16 protein-coding genes are annotated in these 17,894 nt (G+C 64.8%); 5 read left to right on the forward strand and 11 right to left on the reverse strand.

Going from position 1 to position 17,894, the window contains the following annotated elements:
- Window positions 1–20 precede the first annotated feature (20 nt).
- The 6 genes from NDO48_RS18300 to NDO48_RS18325 all read right to left on the reverse strand — a co-directional run bounded on the left by NDO48_RS18300 (window position 21) and on the right by NDO48_RS18325 (window position 5,271).
- Window positions 21–371 carry an ArsC family reductase gene (locus NDO48_RS18300; protein ID WP_026226948.1) on the reverse strand — a complete coding sequence of 117 codons (351 nt, stop codon included), beginning with the start codon at window positions 369–371 and terminating at the stop codon, window positions 21–23.
- A gap of 70 nt (window positions 372–441) precedes the next feature.
- Window positions 442–846 carry a RidA family protein gene (locus tag NDO48_RS18305; protein WP_026226947.1) on the reverse strand — a complete coding sequence of 135 codons (405 nt, stop codon included), beginning with the start codon at window positions 844–846 and terminating at the stop codon, window positions 442–444.
- Window positions 843–1,694 carry an SMP-30/gluconolactonase/LRE family protein gene (locus NDO48_RS18310; protein ID WP_267322010.1) on the reverse strand — a complete coding sequence of 284 codons (852 nt, stop codon included), beginning with the start codon at window positions 1,692–1,694 and terminating at the stop codon, window positions 843–845. The genes NDO48_RS18305 and NDO48_RS18310 overlap by 4 nt, the downstream gene beginning before the upstream one ends.
- A complete protein-coding gene (locus tag NDO48_RS18315; RefSeq protein WP_018426744.1) occupies window positions 1,691–2,911 on the reverse strand; it encodes a PLP-dependent aminotransferase family protein in 1,221 nt (406 codons plus the stop codon). Before NDO48_RS18315 ends, NDO48_RS18310 begins: the two co-directional genes overlap by 4 nt.
- Before the next feature lie 23 nt (window positions 2,912–2,934).
- The gene (locus NDO48_RS18320; protein ID WP_267322011.1) at window positions 2,935–4,206 is read right to left on the reverse strand and encodes a Coenzyme F420 hydrogenase/dehydrogenase, beta subunit C-terminal domain; all 1,272 of its coding nucleotides are present in this window, start codon (window positions 4,204–4,206) and stop codon (window positions 2,935–2,937) included.
- Between the two features lie 126 nt (window positions 4,207–4,332).
- Window positions 4,333–5,271 carry a LysR family transcriptional regulator gene (locus NDO48_RS18325; RefSeq protein WP_018426742.1) on the reverse strand — a complete coding sequence of 313 codons (939 nt, stop codon included), beginning with the start codon at window positions 5,269–5,271 and terminating at the stop codon, window positions 4,333–4,335.
- A gap of 205 nt (window positions 5,272–5,476) precedes the next feature.
- On the opposite strand from NDO48_RS18325, the gene NDO48_RS18330 reads away from it, so the two are divergent.
- The 5 genes from NDO48_RS18330 to NDO48_RS18350 all read left to right on the forward strand — a co-directional run bounded on the left by NDO48_RS18330 (window position 5,477) and on the right by NDO48_RS18350 (window position 11,150).
- Window positions 5,477–5,920, forward strand: a complete 444-nt coding sequence (locus tag NDO48_RS18330) for a MarR family winged helix-turn-helix transcriptional regulator (protein WP_018426741.1) — start codon at window positions 5,477–5,479, stop codon at window positions 5,918–5,920.
- An 11-nt stretch (window positions 5,921–5,931) separates the two neighbouring features.
- A complete protein-coding gene (locus NDO48_RS18335; protein ID WP_267322012.1) occupies window positions 5,932–7,638 on the forward strand; it encodes an MFS transporter in 1,707 nt (568 codons plus the stop codon).
- 6 nt (window positions 7,639–7,644) lie between these two features.
- A complete protein-coding gene (locus NDO48_RS18340; protein ID WP_018426739.1) occupies window positions 7,645–8,721 on the forward strand; it encodes an HlyD family secretion protein in 1,077 nt (358 codons plus the stop codon).
- A gap of 272 nt (window positions 8,722–8,993) precedes the next feature.
- Window positions 8,994–9,683 carry a GntR family transcriptional regulator gene (locus NDO48_RS18345; protein WP_267322013.1) on the forward strand — a complete coding sequence of 230 codons (690 nt, stop codon included), beginning with the start codon at window positions 8,994–8,996 and terminating at the stop codon, window positions 9,681–9,683.
- Between the two features lie 24 nt (window positions 9,684–9,707).
- A complete protein-coding gene (locus tag NDO48_RS18350) occupies window positions 9,708–11,150 on the forward strand; it encodes an amidohydrolase family protein (RefSeq protein ID WP_018426737.1) in 1,443 nt (480 codons plus the stop codon).
- A gap of 5 nt (window positions 11,151–11,155) precedes the next feature.
- Here NDO48_RS18350 and NDO48_RS18355 read toward each other — a convergent pair whose 3' ends face one another.
- The 5 genes from NDO48_RS18355 to NDO48_RS18375 form a co-directional block, all read right to left on the reverse strand.
- A complete protein-coding gene (locus tag NDO48_RS18355; protein WP_157632692.1) occupies window positions 11,156–11,761 on the reverse strand; it encodes a 2'-5' RNA ligase family protein in 606 nt (201 codons plus the stop codon).
- A gap of 91 nt (window positions 11,762–11,852) precedes the next feature.
- Entirely contained in the window at window positions 11,853–12,884 is a 1,032-nt protein-coding gene (locus NDO48_RS18360) for a P1 family peptidase (RefSeq protein ID WP_018426735.1), read from the reverse strand.
- A 5-nt stretch (window positions 12,885–12,889) separates the two neighbouring features.
- The gene (locus NDO48_RS18365) at window positions 12,890–13,477 is read right to left on the reverse strand and encodes an NUDIX domain-containing protein (RefSeq protein ID WP_018426734.1); all 588 of its coding nucleotides are present in this window, start codon (window positions 13,475–13,477) and stop codon (window positions 12,890–12,892) included.
- A gap of 92 nt (window positions 13,478–13,569) precedes the next feature.
- The gene (locus tag NDO48_RS18370; protein WP_026226944.1) at window positions 13,570–14,580 is read right to left on the reverse strand and encodes an amino acid ABC transporter substrate-binding protein; all 1,011 of its coding nucleotides are present in this window, start codon (window positions 14,578–14,580) and stop codon (window positions 13,570–13,572) included.
- 170 nt (window positions 14,581–14,750) lie between these two features.
- Complete coding sequence (locus NDO48_RS18375; RefSeq protein ID WP_018426732.1) at window positions 14,751–17,801, reverse strand: aminotransferase class III-fold pyridoxal phosphate-dependent enzyme; 3,051 nt, start codon at window positions 17,799–17,801, stop codon at window positions 14,751–14,753.
- Window positions 17,802–17,894 lie beyond the last annotated feature (93 nt).

Genomic DNA, 17,894 nt, shown 5'->3' on the forward strand with positions numbered 1-17,894 from the left:
ACCGGCAGCGGCCGCGTCCATTATCCCGGGAATGCGGCCTCGTAGGCCTCAGGCTTGAAGCCGACGAGGCGGCGGCTGCCGAGATCGAGCATCGGGCGTTTGATCATCGAGGGCTGCGCGAGCATCAGGGCGATCGCCTTTTCGGCATCGAGGCCTTCCTTGTCTGTGTCGGGCAGCTTCTTGAAGGTGGTTCCGGCGCGGTTGAGTACAGTCTCCCAGCCGAACTCCTTGACCCATTTTTCCAAGCTCTTGCGGTCGATGCCGACGGCCTTGTAGTCGTGGAAGTCGTAGGCGACGCCGTGCCCCTCGAGCCAGCTGCGAGCCTTCTTGATCGTGTCGCAGTTCTTGATGCCGTACATGGTGATGGACAAGATCGGGCCTCCGCAAGCGCGGCCGGCCGGGCGGACCCGACTCGGCCAATTTTTGGCTAGCGGCTAGGTTCTACACCGCAGGCGGTTTGGCAAGCGCGTGGCGCCAGGCGACCGCCTCGACCTCGACCATGATCTCGGGCAGGACGAGTGCCGTGACGACCATAGCGGTGGTGGCCGGCGGATTGTCGGCGAAGATGCGGTTCTTGACCGAAGCATAGGCCTGGTAGGCGTCCGCGCTGGTCAGATAGCAGCGCAGCGACACGACATGACCGAGGTCGAGACCTGCCTCGCCCAGCACCGCCTCGATGTTGCGGAACACCTGTTCGGTCTGCCCGGCGGGATCGCCGACACAAATGATCTGTTTGTCCTTCAGGGCCACCTGTCCGGAGACCAGTACGAAGTCGCCGCAGCCGACGGCCTGGCTCATGCCGGGGAACGCCATGCCTGGTGGGTTGAGACGTGCGACGTTGCTCATGGCCGTCCTGCTCCCGGCGCTGGCGCGCGGACGACGTCGATGCGCCCTCCCCTCAGCTTGGTGGTGATTTCAGGGGCGTGGTGCGGGGCGACGCAGATGAAGAGGTCGCGGCCATCCGCACCGCCGAGCATGCAGGCATAGGGGCTGGCATCTGGGATGACGATGCGGTCGACGATCTCGCCGGCAGGGCTGACACGCAACACCATCTTTTCATAAGGCGAGGCCGCCCAGACATGGCCTTCGGCGTCGAGGCAGATGCCGTCGGGCACATGGCCGTCGAGCGCTGCAAACAGCCGGCGGTTGGACAAGCTGCCGTCAGAGCCTATGTCGAAGGCGGTCAGACGTGCAGCCATCGACTCGGCGATAACGAGTGTGCTGCCATCAGCTGTGATGACAGCGCCGTTGGGACACATAAGCCCATCGGCTGCTATGCCAACCTCGCCATCCGGCGAAACCGTAGCGAGCACCGTCGGCGCCGGCGGCTGGCCGGCATAGAAGTCGAAGCCGATGTTGCCGACATAGGCGCGGCCCTCAGCGTCGACGATCATGTCGTTGGAGTGGAACGGGTGGACGCCGGCGAGATCGGCATGAAGCACCAGCTTGCCATCCCCAAGCCGCCGAAACAGCTTGCGGTCGTTCATCGAGACGACGAGCAGGTCGCCATCCGGCAGCCAGCCCATGCCGGATGGGCCGCCGGGAACGGCGAAGTTGTCGCGACGCGTGCCGTCGCCATCCAGAACATGGACGAGACCATCGTGCTGATCGGCGAACCATAGCTGGCCGTCATGCCAGCGGGGGCATTCGGGATAGACAAATCCCCCCGCGATCGTGCGAACCGAAATCGTCATGCCGGAACCCTGGCGCAGGCGCTGAGGATTTCGCCGAGCTTCCTGATACCGCGCTCGATGATGTCTTCGCTGACATGGCTGTAGGCGAGGCGCAGGAACTGGCGACCGTCGGTCTCACCCATGAAACGTTCGCCGGGACGGAAGAAGATGCCCTCCTTGGCCGACAGCTCGGCCGCGCGCTGCCAGTCGACACGCTCGTCGATCTCGAGCCAGAGGTAGAACGAGCCCTGCGGCATGCGGAAGGTGACGTAGTTGCCGCAATGATCGCGTACCGCGCGCGCCGCCGTCTCGGCCTTGCTCTTGTAGACCTTGTTGACCTCGGCGATGTGGTCCTCAAGCAGGCCGTCGGCCATGAACGAGGCCATGACGCGGGAGTACCACTGGCTGACGCCAAGGTCCTGGCGCACGGCGGCGATGGGTTCGATGGCCGCGGCCGGACCGGCGATCCAGCCGAGGCGCAGCGCCGGAGCCACGATCTTGGAGAAACTGCCGCACTGGATGACGCGGTCATCGGTGTCGAGGCTGAGCAGGGTTGGCAATTCCTCGCCGGCAAAACGCAGATCGCCATACACATTGTCCTCGATGATGAGGAAGTCATGCTCCCTGGCAAGCTTCAGCAGCTGCTTGCGGCGCGGTACCGACATTTCGGTGCAGGTCGGTGTCTGGAACGTCGGGATGGTGTAGACAACCTTGACCTTCTTGCCCTCGGCCTTGACCTTCTTGAGCAGGGTTTCGAGCGCATCGATGTCCATGCCATGGTCGTCCACTGCCACAGTGCGCAGGTCGCCGCCGGCCATCTGCATGAAGCGCAGCGCATAGGGAAAGGATGCGGCCTCGGCGACGACGACATCACCGGGATTGACGTATCCGTTGGCGGCGAGCGCGATGCCCTGCACCGAGCCAGAGGTCAGGATGACGCCGAGCGTGCCCAGCTGCTTGCCCTGGGTGCGCTCGATGCGGTCAGCGATTTCCTTGCGCAGGCCCTTGTAGCCGAAGACGAGTTCTTCATAGCCAGTGGCCGGGTCGAAATAGTCGAGCACCTTGGCGCCATGCTCGTCCAGCGCCTTGCGGGCGAGACGAACGAGGTCGTCGGTTGGGAAGGTCTCGGGTGCTGCCAGGCCTTGGTCGAAATTGAAGATCGCCGGCACTTCGGGGTCCGGAAAGAACAGGGCTGGGCCGGAGCCCGAGAGCTTGGCGCGCAGATGATCGACAGACATGGTTTCCTCCTTGGTGATTGTTCTCAGCTTGTCTTGGTGTCCGCAACGAAGGTCCCCGAGGTGATCGGGCTCTCCCGGTTGCGGCGTTTGAGCGAACGGGCGAGCGTGCCGCGGAAAGCGGTCCAGCGTTCGCGCCAGCTGGCGGCAAGGCCTGATTGCACCACGCGCAACGCGCCATAATCGGGATAGGGCTGGCCGGTCAGGGCGAGACCAGCAAGCCGCCACAGGACCGAGCGCTTCTTGGCGCCATGGTCGTCGTGCATGGCCTCGAGTTCGGCGACTGAAAACGCCTCCTCGTGGATGTAGCCGGCGACGACAGCATCCTCGATCAGTTGCCTGCCGCGCTCGGTGCGGGCGATATGCATGTTCCAGCCGTCGCCCGCCTCGCGGTGGCTTGGCCTGTCACCTTCCATGACCCAGCAGTCGCCGGCGACGACATCGGCATGCTCGCCTGTACCGTCGGCGCAGATCTTGCAGCGGAACATCAGCTCGTAGGTCAGGTTCGAGAACCAGGTTTCGTCATAGGTCTGGCTGTGCTCGCGCCCCTGCTTCACGCGCAGATAGGTCGGGCCGGGCCAGCCGTGGCCGCGATAGCGGAACTCCTCGACATCGCGGTGGTCCTCGCCGAAACGCCTGACGATGTTATAGGTGGCGGCGATGCTGGGATTGCCGCCGCAGACCATAGCCAGCATGTGAGGGATTTGCAGGTCGACGCGCGGGTCGACGCGCGCCAGATTGCGCAATGTGGCGACATCGCAAGGCTTACCGATGAAGGCGAAGCGCCTGCCGCTGTCGAGCAAGGCGCCGACATCCTTGAGCGGCGCCGACGGCCCGTAGCGGGAACCCGACGAGGCGACGACCTGCTCGCGGGTGGCGTTGAACCTGGCTTCGTTGAGCAGCGGGTTGTCGGCGGAGACACCGACCTGAAGGATGCCGTCCACCTCACCGCTTTCGACAAGATAGACCGCGAGCGCGGTGAGTACACCGCCGGTGGCGCTCCTGAAGCGGATTTCCGGGTCGGTCGCATGGCCTTTGGCGAGATGCAGCATGGTGCCGAAGATGCGGTGCGGGACTGTCTTGCCCGTTGCAAGACCGGTTTGGCTGCGTCCGGCGCAAACCTGCATCACCGCCTTCTGCTCGTCTTGCCGCAGCGGGCACTGACCACGCGGGCGCATAAAACCTTCGGGCGAAAGGCCCATACGCAGCACGTCCTTACCCAACAGGCTTTCGCAGGCGCCGCAGCCGGTGCAGAGTCCGCGCTCGACGATCGTCTCGATGCTATCGGCAACACGCATGCGCCATCCTCCCGGCGACGGCCTCGCGGCCATCGCCCCAGCGACAGGTCTTCGATCTCAGGTGTTGGCTGCAGTTATAGGGCGGCGGCGTCAGCCGGGACAAATTGCCATTCGGAATGACCGACATCAGCCTGAGTGATCCTGCCCCGTCTCGGGCGGCGGAAAACAATCGTCGAGCACGCTGCGCACCCAGTCATGCGCCGGGCTGCCTTCGGAGGCCGGGTGCCAGTAGAGCCAGGTCTGCAACGGCGGCATGCGGAATGGACGAGGCAGTGCGACGAAACCGTCTTCGGGAAGGAAATGGCGGACGAACGAGGTGGGTATTGTGAGGCAGAGGTCGCTGCGCGACAGGATGGCAGCGGCTGCCAGACAATGTTCGAGATGTACCGCCACCTGCCGCTTCAGCTTCATCCGGGCCAGCGCCCCGTCGACCAGGTTGGCGAAACGCGGGCGGTTGGAGATGTGGAGGTGGCTGAGCGTCATGTAGCGGTCGATGGTGAACGGCTCGGTAGCCGCCGGATGGTCCTTGCGCATAACGCAGACGAATTCGTCGCTGAACAGCAGCCGTTGGCCGAAACCATCCTCGGCAAGGGGATGCGACTCGACGGCAAAGTCGATTTCGCCCGAGGCCAGCCCGGGGAAGAGATCGCGCTCGGCCAGAAAGCGGTTGCGGACAATGAGCCTCGATCCCATCCGGTTCAACTCGCCGACGAACGGGCCAAGGACGACCGCCTCGGCGTAATCGCTCATGCTGAATGAGACGATGCGTTCGGAGGCCAGCGGGTCAAAACGCTCGTGCCGGGCGAGCGTACGGTCGAGCGCGGTGAGCGCTTCGCGGACGGGGCCGATCAGCGTTTCAGCGAGCGGCGTCGGTGCAATGCCCTGTCGTGCCCGCACAAACAGCTGGTCGCCGAAGATGTCGCGCAGGCGCGCCAGGCTGTTGGAGACCGCCGGCTGGGTGACGTTGAGCGTCTCGGCAGCGCGAGTGATGCTCGCCTCGCCGTAGACGGCTTCGAAGACATGCAGCAGATTGAGGTCAAGCTTCGCCAGGTTGCGCAGGACCATCGCGTCACGTCCCCTGCTCTTCGACCGGCAACTCGCCCTCCCGACATCGCGCGGAACCGCACGCTGTCGGCATTAGGTTTCGCGGCTGGCCGCTTGGCCTCGTCCGAAGGGACTATAGATGATTGACAATCAGGCCTTGCATCGCATGCTTCGGAAAATTAAATAGGATGCTAATAATATCTTTCCTAACGAATGGGTGGGCACCATGAACTCCGATGCGGTAAAGGCCGAATTTTTCGACGAATTGCTCAAGGTCAACCGGAAGCTCCGAACCATGTTCGACGCGCAGGTGAAGACCCAGGGGCTGACGCTGGCGCGTGCCAGGCTGATGATGCACATTGCCAAACACGAGGGCGAGACGCAGGCCGAGCTCGCCGAGCACATGCAGATCGAACAGCCGTCGCTGGTCGGCCTGATCGACGGGCTGGAAAAGAAGGGTCTGGTGGTGCGCTGCACGACCGACGAGGACCGGCGCGCCAAGCGCATCTTCCTGACCCCTGCAGCCCGCCGCGAGGCTGACGGCATGACGGCCTTCGTGGCAAACTTGCGCAACCAGGTGCTTTCAGGCGTCGATGAGGCCGACATCGAAAGCGCGACCCGCGTGCTGAGCACGATTGCCAGGAATGTCGGCGACGTCTCCGACTGCTGAAGGCCACGGCGATGCAGCAAGACCAGGAGCCGGAGCAACGGAGCGAGACCAAGGAAGCGCTCGAACCAACAGCGCCGGCTAGCCGTCCAGCCGTCGCCTCCGCGCAGGCGGACGGAAACACGCCAGAGCCGGCTGCGCCTCCACCCTTCGTGCCCAAGCCGCCGCTGCTGGCGGCATGCTACATAGCCGCAGCCGTCACACTTTCCCTGGCGCAGAGTCTGGGCATGAACCTGATCGCCTCCAACATCCAGCAGATCCAGGGTTCGATCGGGGCGACAGTCACCGAGACGACATGGCTGCTGGCCGCCTACATGGCGCCGAACGTGTCGCTGTCGCTCGCGCTCATCAAGATCAGGACGCAATACGGCTTGCGCAATTTCGCCGAGCTCAGCCTGCTCGGCTTCGTCATTGCCTGCCTGCTCAACCTGTTCATCTCGGATCTGCAATCGGCGCTGGTGGTGCGCTTCATGAGCGGCATCGTCGCCGCACCGATCTCGTCGCTGGCCTTTCTCTACATGCTGGAATCGTTCCCGCCCGAAAAAAAGCTCAACGTCGGCCTGCCGATGGCGCTGACGACCATCCTGCTCGGCCCTCCCCTGGCCCGGCTGATCTCGCCGGCCCTGTTCGACATCGGCGGGCTGCACGCCGTGACCATGTTCGAACTCGGCATGGCGATGATCGCGTTTGCGCTTGTCTATATGCTGCCGCTGTCGCCGCAGCCGCGTGCCAAGGTGATCGAGAGGCTCGATATCGTCAGCTACCTCTTGATCGCCACGGGTTTTGGCTCTGTGGCGATCGTGCTGGTGCTCGGCAGGCTATACTGGTGGCTGGAGGCGCCGTGGATCGGCATGCTGCTGGTGCTGGCAATTGCCTGCGTCACCGCTGCCTCCGTCATCGAGCTCAACCGCAAGAACCCGCTGCTCGACATACGCTGGCTGGCAAGCCCGCCGATCCTGCATTTTGCCGGCGTGCTGCTGATCTTCCGGCTGGTGCTGTCGGAACAGACGCTGGGCTCGTCGAGCCTGTTCCAGGCACTGGGACTGACCAACGAGCAGACACGCTCGGTCTACTGGGCGATCCTGGCGGCGTCGATTGCCGGCGGCGTCACCTGCGCCATGGCAATGCGGCACGGCAAGGAGGACCGCATCCACGCGGTAGCCCTGGTGCTTATCGCCGTCGGCGCCTTCATGGACAGCCGCGCCACCAGCCTGACCCGACCCGAGCAGGTCTATCTCAGCCAGGCGATCATCGCCTTTGCCGGCGCCCTGATCCTGCCGCCGGCGATGAAGAGCGGGCTGATGTCGGCGCTGAAGAAGGGGCCGAACTACATTCTCAGTTTCATCATCGTGTTCCTGACCACGCAGAGCCTCGGCGGCCTGCTGGGGTCGGCGGTGTTCACCACCTTCGTCACCATCCGCGAGCAGTTCCACCACAACGTGCTGGTCGAACACATAGCGCTGACCGATCCGCTGGTGGCGCAGCGCGTGGCCCAGCTCGGCGGCGCCTATTCGCGCGTCATCACCGACAAGACCCTGCTCAATGCCGAGGGGCTGCAGCTCTTGTCCCAGCAAGCGACGCGCGAGGCCAATGTGCTCGCCTACAACGACGCCTTCCTTCTGATCGCCTGGATTGCGCTAGCAGCGCTGGTCCTGCTTCTCGCCCATACGGCCGTCGTTGCCCTGCGCGACCGGAAACCCGCACTCCCAGCCACCGCGTGACCCCAGATGTTGTCCAAGCTCATTGATATCCTCCGCTCCGCCAGCACGCTGCTTGCGCTCGCTCTCGGCGCCGCCGGCATCGCCACCATCCTCTATGTCTGGGAGCTGCCGCCGTTTCGAAGCGCGGTGCAGGTGACGGAGAATGCCTATGTCCGCGGCCAGGTGACGATCCTTTCGCCGCAACTGTCGGGCATAATCGCCGAGGTGGCGGTGCAGGATTTCCAGGACGTGAAGGCCGGGCAGCTGCTGGTGCAGATCGACGACCGCATCTACCTGCAGAAGCTGGCGCAGGCGCGCGCGACGCTGGCGAGCCAGGAGGCAGCGCTGGCCAATTCCGAACAGCAGCGCCATTCGGCCGAGGCCAAGGTCAAGTCGGCTGAGGCACAGGTGGCGTCGGCGCAAGTCGCCTATGACAACGCCCAGGGCAATTGGGGCCGGATCGAACCGCTGCTGCAGCGCGGGGTGACGACGCTGAGCGAGGCCGACAAGGTGCGTACGACGATGGAGCAGGCGCGCGCCGCCCACAGCCAGGCTGAAGCGGCACTTGAGGTAACGCGGCAGGATTTGCAGGCGACGATCGTCAGCCGCCAGTCGCTCGAGGCCGCGGTGTCGGGTGCCGAGGCGGCCGTCAATCTCGCGGAAATCGACCTCAAGAACACGCGCATCACAGCCCCTGAAGACGGACGGCTGGGCGAGATCGGCGCCCGGCTCGGACAATACGTAGCGCCGGGAACCCAACTGATGGCGCTGGTGCCGAAGCGCATCTGGGTGGTGGCCAATTTCAAGGAAACGCAGCTTTCGGGCATGCAGCTGGGCCAGCCGGTCAGCTTCAAGGTCGACGCGCTTGGCCATGCCGAGCTCAACGGTCGCGTCGAGCGCTTCGCGCCGGCAACCGGTTCGGAATTCTCGGTGCTCAGGCCCGATAACGCCACCGGCAATTTCACCAAGGTAGCACAGCGCGTGCCGGTGCGGATCAGCATCGATCCGGGCCAGGCTATGGCCGAAAGATTGACGCCCGGCATGTCGGTGGTGGTGAGCATCGACACCAATTCGAAGCCGCTGGCGCAAACGGCAAGCCAGTGAACAGGAAGACAGGCGCCGTCCTGCGCATCGATGTCACCCGGGTTGTCAGGGACCTCGGGTAAACAGCGCGGACGGCGCCCTTTCATGCCAGGCACCGGGAGATGTGCCCTTGGGAATGCCCCGCGGGCGGATGGAAACCCGCGTAGAGCCATCAGAAAGTGCGGCAGCTCGTCAGGCATTGTCAACAAAAATTGTCGACAAATTTGTTGACTTGATCTCTGATTGGGATTGAATTGGGGTGGGCTGGCGAATTGGCCCGGGAGGAGGGTTGGATGGACGCCGAAACCGCCAAGCGGCAGATCACCGATCAGCATATTTACGAGAAGATCTGGAACGCCATCGCCGAAAGGCAGGTCGGCCCCGGCACGCGGCTGAAGGAAGAGCAGCTTGCCGAAATCTTCTCGGTCAGCCGGGCGCGCGTGCGTCAGGTGCTACAGAACCTCGCCCGCGACGGGCTGATCACGCTCATACCCAATCGCGGCGCCTTTGTCTCGACGCCGTCGATCGAAGAGGCGCGCGACGTGTTCTTCGCCCGCCGCACCATCGAGGAGCGGCTGGTGGAGCGGCTGTGCTCGACCATCGGCGCCGACGGCATCGAGCGGCTGCGCAACCATGTCGACCAGGAGCGCAAGGCACATTCGAGCGGCGACGTGGCGACCGCGATCCGGCTGTCAGGCGCGTTTCACATGCTGATCGCCGAGCTCGCCCAGTCGCAGATCCTCGCCGGACTGCTGCGCGACCTGGTTTCGCGCACGTCGCTGATCATGGCGATGTACCAGCAGAAGGATGTGCTGAACTGTGGACCCGACGAACATGCGGCGATCGTCGAAAGCATCACCAACCGCGACGCCAAGAAGGCGCTTGCCGTCATGCACCATCACCTCGCCCATATCGAGAACCAGTTGGACCTCGAAAGCGAACGCGTGATGGCGCGCGACCTCGAAGACATTCTCGGCCTCTAGGCTCGGGCGGAAGGCCAGCAAGACATGACACGGGCAGACATACTCCTGCGCAACGCGACACTGGTCACCGTCGATTCCCACCGGCGCGTGCTCGACTGCGCCTGGCTGGCAATCACCGGCGACCGCATCAGCGGCATCGGCAGCGCCGCCGAACCGGAGCCCGAAGCATCGGAAGTGATCGACTGCAGCGGCATGGTCGCCCTGCCCGGCCTGATCGACAACCACTCGCATGCCGGCCACGGGCTGGTGCGCAATGCCGGCGCCGGCCTCGACACATGGTTCGACGCCTGCGAAGAGATCTACGCGCGCGGCTCGACGCCGGAATTCTGGCGCGCCGAGGCGCGCATGGTGCAGCTCGAACGGCTGCGCGGTGGCGTGACCACGGCGATGACGTTGCTGGGCGGCGGCGCAGATATCTACCGCACCGACGATCCGGCCTTCGGCGACGCCCATAACGAGGCGACGGTGGAGTCGGGCCTGCGCACCTTCCTGGCCGTCGGGCCTGGCCGCCCACCCTTCCCGCGCCGCTATCGCACGCTGGGCAGCGACGGCGCCTGGAACGACCGGGAGATTTCGTTCGAGCGGCAGCTCGAGGTCAGCGAAATGCTGATCAACCGCTGGAACGACGTGCTGGGCCGCGGCACCGGCATCTGCCTGGTGATGCCGGTCTACTACGCCGCGCAGGTGGCAACGCCCGAAGACCGGCGCCAGGTGGTCGACATGGGCGAGGCAATCATGGATTTGCGCCGTCGCAAGAGCGTGCTGTTCACCCAGGACGGCCACCGCGACGGCTCGATCGCGCTGGCGCGCGATCTTGGCGTCCTCGGTGAGTTCGCACTGCTGGGCCACAGCGTCGACCTCACCGAGGACGATTTCGCAGCGCTCAAGGAGACGGGCGCGTCGATCATCCACAACCCCTCTGCGATCATGTCGATCTATGGCCGCTGCCCGGTGCCGGAGCTGATCGAGGCCGGCATCAATGTCTGCATCGGCTCGGATGCCGCCGCGCCCGACCGCGGCTACGACATGTTCCGCCACATGGCGCAGTGCATGCACTACCATCGCCGCCATTTCCGCGACCCGGCTTATCTGCCGCCTGGCAAGACGCTGGAGATGGTGACGATCGACCCGGCCAAGGCGCTTGGACTGGCGCATGAAATCGGCTCGCTGGAGGTTGGCAAGAAGGCCGACATCGCACTGGTCGACATGCGCAAGCCGCACCTCTACCCGCCGGTCATGCCGATCACGCGCATTGCGCATTTCGCCAACGCCGCCGACGTCGACACCGTGATCGTCAACGGCCGCGTTCTGATGCGCGGCCGCAAAACCGGCCATCTCGATACAGAGGCCATCCTCGCCGACGCCGCCGAACAGGCCGCACTTGCCTTCGAGCGCGTCGGACTCAGCCGCCTGCTCGAAGAACCGCAGGATTTCTGGCGGCTGGCGCGGCAGCCATTGCCGGGCTGACCCTGTCAACCCAGCAAAGGCCAGCTACCAACACTCCGGCGAAGCCGCCCGTTGTCCGAACGGTGCAGGAGATGAAATGTCGTGACCGGGACGATGATGGGTCGGTCGAGACGCATTTCCGGAACGAGCTTGCTGTCGTAGAGCAGCGTACAGTGGGGTACGAAGCCGGCGCGACGAGGAACCAGGAGCCCTATGCCGTTCAACGCTTCCACGATCCGGCGTTCAAGGTCGATCACCTGATCAGCGCCCTCTCGACACAGGAGCACCAGCGGTTTCGTTTCACCGTTCCGGAAACTGACCATGCGGTCGAAGGTCAGGTCGAATGCTTGTGCCCTGACTGTGGCAGCCGCCGCTGCGGCGCTTCGCTCCGTGGCTTCGTCGCGGCGTACCCCCACCAGCGAGACGTGGAGCTGATCAGCGCGACGTGGCTTGCCCGTCAGGCCATGGGTGCGACGCGCACGATGGGCTGCCGCCTCTATCAGCTCGACTGGCGACGGATGGATGCGAAACAAGAGGCCATCGGACTTGGACCATACCTGTCTTGCCCGCCGCCCCGGTGGGCGCAAACCAAGCGAAGTTGCTACGAAGTCGAATTGCAATTGCTGGGACATGGCCTTCTCCATTCAATGGAACAAAGAAGGAACATCCTAAGTTTATTTTCCTAGACAGGCAATCCTGCGTTCAGCGTCCGCCGGCGGAGATCTATCCTTGCTCTCTCAACCAATCGGCCAGTGAAGGCCGAAAATGCCCTGATCGGCCGTGCATTGCCTCGGCTGAACACATCGAGTTCACCACTGCCTCCTCAGTCGCCTCGGCTGCTGCGCGGAACAGGCGGTCGATGCGGTTTTCGTTGAGAGCGGACATGGCGACGAAATCGGCGCGTGCGTCGTGGTCGAAGGTCTGGGCGGTCGAGAAGCCGAGCGCGATGTCGCCGCTGCCATGGCCCCAGTAGGCACCCAGCCGGGCGAGGCCGACGCCGCAGCGGCGCACCACGCGCTTAAGCTGGCGGTGTTCCATGGCAATGTCAGTGGCGAGGATGACAATGACCGAGCCTTTTTCAGCCTCCACCTTGGAACGCGGATCGGGGCGACGGCCATCCGGCAGGATCAGGTCACCGGCGCGGCCGAAATTGGTGAGCACCAGCACGCCGAGATGATGGTCGCGGCCGCCAAGTTCGATGCGGCGCGAGGCTGTGCCGATGCCGCCCTTGAAGCCGAAGCAGCTCATGCCGGTGCCGGCGCCGACATTGCCCTCGGCGATGGGGCTTGACGCCGCTGCGGCCAGGGCAGCGCGGGCATCGTCCTCGGTGACGGCAAGCGCCTGGATGTCGCTGAGATGGCCATCGTTGCACTCCATCACGACAGGATTGACCGTCGACGTCTCGCGGCCGATGTCGGGATTTTCCGAAATCGCTGCGCGGATCAGCGCGTTGGCGCAGGTGCCGACGCCGAAGGTGTTGGTGAGCAGGATCGGCGTCTCGAGCATGCCCAACTCCTCGACCTGCATCAGGCCGGTGCTCTTGCCGAAGCCGTTGATGACATCGCAGGCGGCCAGCACCTTGCTGCGGTAGAGATTGCCGCCATGCGCCAGGATGGCGGTGACGCCGGTGTTGAGATCGCCTGAGCGAATGGTGCGATGGCCGACGGCCACGCCCGGCACGTCGGTGATGGCGTTGAGCGGCCCGGTCCGGGACGCGCCGAAGGAGACGCCGAGTTCGCGGGCGATGTTCGACATCGTGGCTAGACTCCACGCAGCAGGTGAAGCGCTGCGTATTGCAGCAGCATGATGGTCTTGCCGTCGCAGATGCGGCCGTCGGCGACCATGGCCAGCGCCTCGTCGATACCGATCTCCAGCACCTCGATGTCCTCACCCTCGCCCGGATGGCCGCCGCCTTCGGAGACACGGTCCGACGGTTCATACTCGCCGACGAAGAAATAGATCTTCTCGGTGACGGCGCCGGGGCTCATGAAGGCTTCGAAGACGCGGCGGACATGGTGGATGCGGAAGCCGGTCTCTTCCTCGACCTCGGCGCGGATGCGCTCTTCGGGTGCTGCGTCGTCGAGCAGGCCGGCGGGCGTCTCGATCAGCATGTCGTCATAGCCGCTGACGAAGGCCGGATAGCGGAACTGCTTGACCAGCACGACGGTCCGGCGCGCGGGATCATAGAGCAGGATGGTGGCGCCGTTGCCGCGATCATAGGTCTCGCGGCTCTGGACCTGCCATTCGCCGTCGCCGCGGCGATAGGCGAATGTGGTTTTCTTCAGAACGTACCAGTCGTCGGAAAGGGTTCTGACGTCCTGGACGCGGATGCGGTCGGCAACACTCATCTGGCACCTTCAATACAGGCCCGTGGGGGCCGGAGATTCGGGCGTCAGAATAGGCGGGGCCGCACCGAAGCGCGACCCCGTGTGACGAACCCTCAGCGCACCGGCGGGGCGTACATCAGGCCGCCGGCGTTCCACTGGGCATTGATGCCGCGGTCGATCTTGAGCTGGCTCGATTGGCCGAGATTGCGCTCGAAGATCTCGCCGTAGTTGCCGACCTTGGAGATGACATTGTAGGCCCAGCGAGGATCGAGGCCGAGCTGCTGGCCGCTGTCGCCTTCAGCGCCCAGGAAGCGCTTGATGGCCGGGTTGGCCGAGGTGAGGCCGGCTTCGGCATTGTCCTTGGTGATGCCGAGTTCTTCCGCCTCGATCAGCGTAAACAGCGTCCATCGAACGATGCTGAACCATTTGTCGTCGCCTTGGCGCACGGCCGGTCCGAGCGGCTCCTTGGAGATGATCTCGGGCAGTACGGTGTAGTTGGCCGGGTTGGTGAGCTTGAGACGCTGGGCGTAGAGGGCAGACGCGTCGGTCGTATAGATGTCGCAGCGACCGGTGTCGAAAGCCTTGATGATGCCGTCGGCGGAATCGATGACGACAGGCTCGTATTTCATCTTGTTGGCGCTGAAGTAGTCGGCGACGTTCTGCTCGGTGGTCGTTCCCTGCTCGGTGCAGACGGTGGCGCCATCGAGCTTGAGGGCGCTGTCGACGCCGAGGTCCTTGCGTACCATGAAGCCCTGGCCGTCATAATAGGCGGTGCCGACGAAACGCAGGCCAAGGCTGGTGTCACGCGACAGGGTCCAGGTGGTCTGCCGCGACAACAGGTCGACCGTGCCCGACTGGACAGCGGTGAAGCGCTCCTTGGTGGACAGCGGCACATAGCTGACCTTGTCGGCGTCGCCGAGGACGGCGGCTGCCACGGCGCGGCAGACGTCGATGTCGAAGCCCGACCATTTGCCGGCATCGTCAGGCGCCGAGAAGCCGGCGACGCCCTGGCTGACGCCGCAGGTGACGGTGCCGCGCTGCTTGACGATGTCGAGCGTGTCGGCCTTGGCAGGCACAGCAATCGCTGCCGTGCCGAGCAGAAGTGCTGAGATCATATGTTTCATAGGTCCTCCTCCCTTGGTTCGAGGCAAAGCCCCTTCGTGCCGCCGGCGCAGAGCGCCGGAAGTCGGTCATGTCCTTCTTTCGAATGCCACCGCGCGCCATTGCCCGCGGATACTTCCCTGTTTGTCGCAATTCCGGACGGAAAACCGCCCTGCACCTTCCTGGAATTGCTCTACTCGCCGCCAGCCTCCACGGCGGCAAAAGTCTGCTCGAGAACGCCGACCAGATGATCGGCATCGCGCCTGGTGAAGATCATCGGCGGACGCATCTTGAGCACGTTGTCGTGCGGCCCCTCGGTGCCGATGAGCACGCCGCGCGCACGGGCGCCGTCATTGACCTTGCGGGCAAACGCGGTGGCCGGCGCCTTGGTCTTGCGGTTGGTGACCAGCTCGATGCCGAGGAACAGGCCCATGCCCCTGACATCGCCGATGACCTCGAAGCGCTTCTGCATGTCGCGGAAGCGCTCGACGAGATAGGCGCCGACTTCGGCTGCATTGTCGCGCAGCCGATCGCGCTCGATGACGTCGAGCACGGCGAGGCCCGCTGCACAGGACACCGGGTTGCCGCCGAAGGTGTTGAAATACTCCATGCCGTTGTTGAAGCGGTCGGCGATGTCGCGCGTGGTGACCAGCGCCGACATCGGGTGGCCGTTGCCGATGGGCTTGCCCATGGTGACGATGTCGGGGACGACGCCCTGCGTCTCGAAAGCCCACCAATGGCTGCCGACACGACCGAAGCCGACCTGCACCTCGTCGGCGATGCAGAAGCCGCCGGCGGCGCGGACCATGGCGTAGACTTCCTTGAGGTAGCCCTCGGGGAGAAAGACCTGGCCGGCAACGCTGGGGATGGATTCGGCGATGAAGAAGGCCGGCGCACGGCCTTGCTTGCGCATCGTCTCGATCTGCTCGGCGATGCTTGCGGCGAAGCGCCTGGCATGTTCCTCGACCGGCCAGTCGTCGGGCGCGCGGTAGCTGTCGGGAATGGTCGCCTCGAAGACATGGGCCGGCCGGCCCTTGCCGCCCTTGCGCTTGTATTTGTAGGGGCTGAGGTCGATCAGCTCCTGGGTGGTGCCGTGATAGGCCCAGTCGAGCACCAGCGCATCGTTACTGCCGGTCAAGGTGCGCGACATGCGCAGTGCCAGGCTGTTGGCCTCGCTGCCGGAACAGGCGAAGGAGGCAACCGACAGGCCCTCTGGCAGGGTCGCTGTCAGCCGTTCGGCGTAGGTTACGATGGCATCGTGCAGATAACGCGTGTTGGTGTTGAGTTTTGCCGCCTGGGTGGCGATGGCCTCGACGACATCAGGATGGGCGTGGCCGAGGTGGCAGACATTGTTGAAGCAGTCGAGGTAGGCGCGGCCGCGATCGTCGATCAGCCAGGCGCCTTCACCACGGACGAACTTGATCGGCTGTGAGTAGGAGATCGACAGGTTGGGCAGGAGCGACGTCTTGCGCGCGGCGACGATCTCGGGCCGGGTGCGGCCGGTCTGGTGGAAGGTCTCGGGCGGGATGCCGGCAAGGGTTGCGGCATCAGGGAACAGCTCGGCCCAGACATCGAGATAACGCGCCTCGCCGACGCCGAGGATGTCGCGGGCGGCGAGATCGGGATCGGTCGAGATCTGGAAATGCAGATGCGGCGCCCAGCCACCGTTTTCGGCGGGCGCACCCATTTCGCCGACCAGCGCGCCGGCGGCGAGGCGCTGGCCGGGCTTGAGACGCGTCATCGCCTCATGCGCCATGTGGCCCCAGAGCGTGACGAAGGCCGGGCAGTCCTCGGGCGCATGTTCGAGTGCGATCAGGCAACCATAACCAAGCGGGTCTTCCTCGACCTCGACGCTTTTCACGGTTGCCGCGAGCGGGGTGTAGACCTTAGTGCCAGCCGGCATGAACAGGTCGAGGCCGAGATGGTGGAGGCGGCGGGCGCCTTCGACGAAGCGCGACCAGAAGATGTCGGAGGTGTAGACGGTGCGTGCCTCGCCCCAAGGGCCGATGCCAAGGGCGATGCCGTTTTCGGCGCACCAGGCATCCCACCAGGCAGTGGCCTTGTCCGGCTGCTGGCCGGCCGAGGTGACCGTCATCGGATGGGCCGGATCGCCATAAGGCACCAGCGCCTTGGCGAGCGTCGCGGGATGGCGATCGAGCACTGGCGCGAAGCTTTTCCTGTTGGCCTCGATCCAGGCGCTGACGGCCCGGGCGCCAGGCGCGGCATCGAAGCCGCAGGCATGGCGCAGGATCGCCGTGGCGAACCGCCGGTTCATGGCGTCGAGGCGCCGGAGCAGCCGCCAGGCAGGCGCTTCCGATATTGCGAGATAAGGATTGTCGCCGACCTGCGCCTTGCGCACCGCCGACAGTGAGACGGAGATGACAAGGCGCGCAACGATGAGGTCGAACAGGAGGTTGATCTCGTCTTCGCGCAGCGGATACTCGGCGTGGAAGCCGGCAGCGAGCGCGGCGGCAGCGCCAATCGGATCCTCGACGTCGAGGATGGAATAAGCGCAAGCGACTGCTACTTCGGCGATGACTGGCGAGTGCAGCGCGTCGCCGAAATCGATGATGCCGGCGATGCGGCCGTGGTCGTTGTCGTCGACCAGCACGTTCCAGTCATTGGCGTCGTTGTGGATGACCTGGGCGCGCAAGGACGGAAGCCTGGGCGCGACCTCGGCGTCGAACCGATCGAGGAAGCGTTCGAGCAGCGCGCGGTCGGCTTCGTCGGCGACATGGGCTAGGCGGTCGCGTGCAGCACTGGCCTGGCGGATGTCCCAGTCGAAGCTTCTGAGCGCACCTGGATGGATGAAGCCCTGGAGCGCGCGGTCGAGCTTGCCGAGGGCAGCACCCAGGCCGGCCAGCACCTGCGGGGTGCGGGCGACTTCCGCCAGCGGCAGGCCGGGCAGCCAGGAAACGAGGCGAAGGGCGTGCTCGCCGCCAGCGGCCGACGCATGAGCAAGTGGCGTGCCTTCGCGCGTCTTCTTGAGGCCCGGCACCGCGACATCGGCACCCGAGCGGGCGAGATGGTCGAGCAGAGCCGCCTGGAACTCGCTTTCGTGACGCGGCTCGGAGGCATTGACGATCTTGAAGATCCAGTCGCCTTCGGCCGACATCAGCCGGAAATTCTGGTCGCGCTCGCTGTCGAGCGGGGATGCAACACCGCCGACGCCGAAATGACTGGCGGCGAGCGCTGCCGCCTCTTCACGTGAGAATTGCGGTGCGGGGTGGTTTACGTCGGTCATCGGCAATCCGGGATTTCTGATGCCGGAGCTTGGCACGACCCGAAAAATGAGGCATCCGGCAATATGCCGGTTGCACCGGCACTTCGCGTGCAT

This window comes from Aminobacter sp. MET-1 (assembly GCF_026521175.1).
Taxonomy (GTDB): domain Bacteria; phylum Pseudomonadota; class Alphaproteobacteria; order Rhizobiales; family Rhizobiaceae; genus Aminobacter.

Coding starts and splice junctions, on each gene's coding strand:
- NDO48_RS18305 (WP_026226947.1), bottom strand. CDS start 846: ATGAGCAACGTCGCACGTCTCAACCCACCAGGCATGGCGTTCCCCGGC.
- NDO48_RS18310 (WP_267322010.1), bottom strand. CDS start 1,694: ATGACGATTTCGGTTCGCACGATCGCGGGGGGATTTGTCTATCCCGAA.
- NDO48_RS18315 (WP_018426744.1), bottom strand. CDS start 2,911: ATGTCTGTCGATCATCTGCGCGCCAAGCTCTCGGGCTCCGGCCCAGCC.
- NDO48_RS18320 (WP_267322011.1), bottom strand. CDS start 4,206: ATGCGTGTTGCCGATAGCATCGAGACGATCGTCGAGCGCGGACTCTGC.
- NDO48_RS18325 (WP_018426742.1), bottom strand. CDS start 5,271: ATGGTCCTGCGCAACCTGGCGAAGCTTGACCTCAATCTGCTGCATGTC.
- NDO48_RS18330 (WP_018426741.1), top strand. CDS start 5,477: ATGAACTCCGATGCGGTAAAGGCCGAATTTTTCGACGAATTGCTCAAG.
- NDO48_RS18335 (WP_267322012.1), top strand. CDS start 5,932: ATGCAGCAAGACCAGGAGCCGGAGCAACGGAGCGAGACCAAGGAAGCG.
- NDO48_RS18340 (WP_018426739.1), top strand. CDS start 7,645: ATGTTGTCCAAGCTCATTGATATCCTCCGCTCCGCCAGCACGCTGCTT.
- NDO48_RS18345 (WP_267322013.1), top strand. CDS start 8,994: ATGGACGCCGAAACCGCCAAGCGGCAGATCACCGATCAGCATATTTAC.
- NDO48_RS18350 (WP_018426737.1), top strand. CDS start 9,708: ATGACACGGGCAGACATACTCCTGCGCAACGCGACACTGGTCACCGTC.
- NDO48_RS18355 (WP_157632692.1), bottom strand. CDS start 11,761: ATGTCCCAGCAATTGCAATTCGACTTCGTAGCAACTTCGCTTGGTTTG.
- NDO48_RS18360 (WP_018426735.1), bottom strand. CDS start 12,884: ATGTCGAACATCGCCCGCGAACTCGGCGTCTCCTTCGGCGCGTCCCGG.
- NDO48_RS18365 (WP_018426734.1), bottom strand. CDS start 13,477: ATGAGTGTTGCCGACCGCATCCGCGTCCAGGACGTCAGAACCCTTTCC.
- NDO48_RS18370 (WP_026226944.1), bottom strand. CDS start 14,580: ATGAAACATATGATCTCAGCACTTCTGCTCGGCACGGCAGCGATTGCT.
- NDO48_RS18375 (WP_018426732.1), bottom strand. CDS start 17,801: ATGACCGACGTAAACCACCCCGCACCGCAATTCTCACGTGAAGAGGCG.